This is a genomic window from Sphingomonas sp. Ant20 (assembly GCF_000783375.1).
In the GTDB taxonomy this organism is placed as follows: Bacteria; Pseudomonadota; Alphaproteobacteria; order Sphingomonadales; family Sphingomonadaceae; genus Sphingomonas; species Sphingomonas aerolata.
Window position 1 is genome coordinate 1 of record NZ_JRVI01000181.1, and the last position, 4,315, is coordinate 4,315.

Below are 4,315 nucleotides of genomic sequence, written 5' to 3' on the forward strand. Positions count from 1 at the left end.
GCCGGGATCGGGCAGCGTCGATGCGTATATCGTCCGCAGCAGCGCCATCTCCGCCGCCTCGATCGGCAGGACTGCCTTGGCGACCTCGTCATGGCCCTTGAGGAACAGCTGCCAGAGGCGATGCAGCGCGGGGTAGGACAGATTGGCGGCCCACTCCTCGCGCGCGGTGCGCTCTTCCGCGGGCTGCGCGGCGTCGGCCGGCGTCCCGACCTTGGTCAGCGTGATGCCGTGAACGGTTTCGAGCAGTGACCGGAGCACCGACAGCGGATCGACGCCATAGTCATATTGCCGCCGCAGCGAGGCGAGCGCCCCCGCCCCGTCGCCCGCCAGGATCAGTCCGAGCAGGTCGCGCACCGCGCCGCGATCGGACAGGCCGAGCATCTGCCGCACCGCGTCCGCGGTGACGCCGCCACCTTCGAGCCCGGCATGCGCGATCGCCTGGTCGAGGATCGACAGGCCGTCGCGCGCGGACCCTTCCGCGGCGCGTGCGATCAGCATCAGCGCCTCGGGCTCGGCGACGACGCCCTCTTCGGTCGACACCCAGGCGAAGTGCCTGGCGAGCTGTTCCGCCGAGATGCGGCGCAGGTCGAAGCGCTGGCAGCGCGACAGGACCGTCACCGGCACCTTGTTCACTTCGGTCGTCGCGAACAGGAACTTCACATGCGCGGGCGGTTCCTCCAGCGTTTTCAGAAGCGCGTTGAACGCGTTCTTCGACAGCATGTGGACTTCGTCGATGATGTAGATCTTGAAGCGCGCGGTGACCGCCGAATAGCGCGACGCGTCGATGATCTCGCGGACGTCGTCGACGCCGGTATGGCTCGCGGCGTCCATCTCGATCACGTCGATATGGCGGCCCTCGGCGATCGCGCGGCAGGGTTCGCAGACGCCGCACGGGTCGATCGTCGGACCACCCTGCCCGTCCGGACCGATGCAATTGAGCGCCTTGGCGATCAGGCGCGCGGTCGACGTCTTGCCGACCCCGCGCACGCCGGTCATCAGAAAGGCATGCGCCAGCCGGTCGCGCTTGATCGCGTTGCCGAGCGTCTGGACCATCGCGTCCTGCCCGATAAGCTCGGAAAAGGTCTGCGGGCGGTATTTGCGCGCGAGCACGCGGTACGCGACATCCGCCTTAGCAGCCGGCTGCGGCGGTTCGCCCAGGTCGAAGGAATCTGACATTGCGGTCGTCATAGCGGCTGTCGGGTCCGGTGTCGAAGGGCATGGCCGGGACCGCGAATGTTGCGAATGTTGAGACGATAGCGCGATTCAACATTGGGCGTCGGGTCGACATCGGGCGTCGTCGCGGTGCAGCGCGAGGTCGGGATGCGGCCGTTCGGGACGGCGTATCGAGGGCCGGAACTGGGAACGATCTGGGCCATGGTGCGGCGTACCACAAACGCGGGCAGATTTACAGCGAAATGGAACGTTTCGGGAACGTCTTTGCGAAAGCTGTTTGGGATCAGGGGTTTGGCGGCGAAGGTAGGGGCGCCACGGCGACGCCGTGTCGTCAGACGGCGCTGTGCGCCGCTGGCCGCGCTCACATTTGCTTGCAAATGTTCGCGGTGGGAGCCGGGACGACCCGGGGCGAAATCGTTGTGGCTGCTTCCTTCCGGATCTGACCAAGTTGGCGACGACCCCGTCCGCCCGACTCCCGCTGCGCATATGGCGGGGTCGGACGGGATGATCAAGCCGCTTTACGGCCTGATCCTGGGGAAGGCCCGTTCTTAGCGGTTGACGCGAACCGTGCGGCAGACGCGCTGGCGATGATGGTTGCGGACCACGTTGCGGCAGACCTGACGCGTGCGCGTACGATGACGGACGCCGGGACGGTTGTCGTTGTGACGGACGACGGTCCGCTCATGGACGACGGTGCGCTGTGCGGATGCCTCGGCGGCGAAGCCGACGGGCGCGAGGCCGGTGAGCGCAACGAGACCGGCGGCGGCGAGGGTAAACAACTTCATGGAAAGTCTCCTGAGCGGTCTGGATTCGCGTGAATCCCATAACCTATGTTAGCAAACTCGCGCCGCCTCATTACGGTTCCGTATCAACGACGGAAACAGCGGCGAACCGGGCCGTAATAGCCGCGCTGGATCCGGCACACGACGCGCGAGCGGCCATAGCCACGCGGCCCGCCATAGCCGTAATGCGCGCGATAGCCGCCGTGGTGCCCGCGATAGCCGCCGCGATATCCATCCCGGTACCCGCCCCGGTAGCCGCCCCGGTAACCGCCATCCCGATAGCCGTCATAGCGATGGCGCGGGCCATGCCAGCCGCGGTCATGATGCCCGCCGCCGCGCGGCCCGTCCCAGCCGTAACGCTGTGCGTCCGGCGGGGGCCGCTGCGACCAGGGTACCGGCGGCCAGGGCGCCAGCGGCGAAGAAAGCGATGATCCTCATGAGAGCTACTCCACTCGAGCCCCGGGCAGCGGGGCTGTATCAATGCCCCGTATACTGGGGCGGTGGGGGCTTGATCGCCGAACCGCCGTGGCTCGACGCTGAACCGGCCGTTGTCATTCTGTAAGGTTCGCTTGGTCGGTCAGCCGGGGATGCGCACCGTCAGTCCGTCGAGCGCCTCGGTCAGGCGGATCTGGCAGGCGAGCCGGCTGGTCCGGGTCGCGCCGGGGGCGAGATCGAGCATGTCCTCCTCGTCCGCGCTCGCCGGCGGCAACCGGGCGACATCGGCGGCGTCGACGATGACATGGCAGGTCGCGCAGGCAAGCTGGCCCTCGCACGTGCTCGAGCGGCTGGCCGTCCGCCTGGGCGGCGTCGAGCAGCCGGTCGCCGGGGGTGGCGGCGACGCTGCGCATGCTGCCGTCGCGGGCGATGAAGTGGACAATCATGGGAAGCGGACGATCATGGCCATTGCCCTTCCGCCGCGGCCGCGATCGCGTCGATCGCGGCGGCGAGGTCTGTTTCGGTGGTGTAGCGGCCGAAGCCGAGGCGGATGCTCGACCGGGCCTGGGTCTCGCTCAGCCCGATCGCGCGGAGCACATGGCTCGACCCGCCCCGACCCGCTCGCACAGGCCGAGCCTGCGGAAAAGGCGATGTCGCGCAGGTCGGACATCAGCCGGTTCACGTCGAGCCCCTCGCGCCGCACGTTGAGATTGCGTGATAGCGCGGGTCGGTGGCGCCGTTGATCGTCCAGCCGGGGCCGAGCCGGTCGCGGGCGAGCGCCCAGAGGCGCTCGACATGCGCGGCGTCCTGGTCCCTGCGGTCGGCCATCAGTTGCGCGGCGACGCCGAAGCCGGCGCACAGGGCGGGCGACAGCGTGCCCGAACGGCCGGGCGCTTCCTGCCCGCCGCCGTGCATGAGCGGAGCGAGCGTGACGCCGTCGCGGATCCACAGCGCGCCGATGCCCTTGGGACCGTGGATCTTGTGCGCGGAGATTGCGATCAGGTCGACGGTGTCGGGGATTGCTACGCGGCCATAGCCCTGGACCGCGTCGACCAGCATCAGCGCGCCGGCGGCGTGCGCGGCCTCGGCAAGCGCGGCGATCGGCTGGATCACGCCGATCTCGTTGTTGACGAGCATCGCGGCGACGACGCCTGCGCCGGATGGGACGCTGTCGACGATCCCGTCTGCGCCGACCGGCAGGATCGTCACGTCGCGCCCCTGCGCTGCTTCCGCCGCCGCGGTGTCGAGGACGGCGGCGTGTTCGGTGGCGAGCGTCGTGATCGGCCCGGCGGTGCCCTTGATCGCCCAGTTCAGCGCCTCGGTCGCGCCGCTGGTGAAGGCGATGCGGCCACCGGGGGGGAGCAGCGCCGCGACCTGATCGCGCGCCAGCTCGACCGCGGCCTTCGCGCGGCGGCCTTCGCGGTGGGGCGAATGCGGGTTGGCATGCTGCGATTCGAGCCAGGGGAGCATCGCGGCGAGCGCCTCGGGCGCGAGCGGGGGTGGTCGCCTGGTAATCGAGATAGCTCATGCGGCCGCCCTGATGTCGCGGGCGATGCGCGTCCAGGCCTCGGCGAAGCGCGCGACGTCGTCGGCGGTGGTGGTCCAGCCGAAGCTGACGCGGACGACCTGCGCGGCGGCGTCGGCGGGATAGCCCATCGCGGCGAGGACATGGCTCGGCCGCATGCTGCCCGACGAACAGGCGCTGCCCGCCGAGACCGCGAACCCGGCCATGTCGAGGCGGATCAGCTGCGCCGCCGCGCCGACGCCGGGCATCCGGTAGGAGGCGATGGTCGGGGATGCGGGGGCTGGCCTGCGCGACGATCTCGCCGCCATGTGCGAGGATCGCGGCGTCAAGTTCGGCGCGCAGCTCGGCGAGCGGCGCGAACCAGTCGCGCGGGCTTCGAGTCCGCAAGCCGAAGCGCCGG

At 69.7% G+C, this 4,315-nt stretch carries 2 protein-coding genes, 1 other RNA gene and 3 pseudogenes; all 6 read right to left on the reverse strand.

Translation table 11 applies throughout. From position 1 onward, the window contains the following. The coding region (locus tag NI18_RS17120; RefSeq protein WP_037531731.1) for a DNA polymerase III subunit gamma/tau at positions 1-1,176 on the reverse strand (1,176 nt) is incomplete at its 3' end. A 380-nt stretch (positions 1,177-1,556) separates the two neighbouring features. After that, positions 1,557-1,652: signal recognition particle sRNA small type (gene ffs / locus NI18_RS23615), an RNA gene on the reverse strand. A 69-nt stretch (positions 1,653-1,721) separates the two neighbouring features. Next, positions 1,722-1,958: a hypothetical protein gene (locus tag NI18_RS17130; protein WP_031441523.1), complete on the reverse strand. Its 237-nt coding sequence runs from the start codon at positions 1,956-1,958 to the stop codon at positions 1,722-1,724. A 574-nt stretch (positions 1,959-2,532) separates the two neighbouring features. Continuing rightward, a pseudogene (locus NI18_RS17140) lies at positions 2,533-2,803 on the reverse strand (2Fe-2S iron-sulfur cluster-binding protein). Between the two features lie 46 nt (positions 2,804-2,849). Then, a pseudogene (locus NI18_RS17145) lies at positions 2,850-3,918 on the reverse strand (cysteine desulfurase family protein). Beyond that, positions 3,915-4,315 (reverse strand): annotated as a pseudogene (locus NI18_RS24610) (aminotransferase class V-fold PLP-dependent enzyme); the annotation flags it as partial. The pseudogenes NI18_RS17145 and NI18_RS24610, both read right to left, overlap by 4 nt.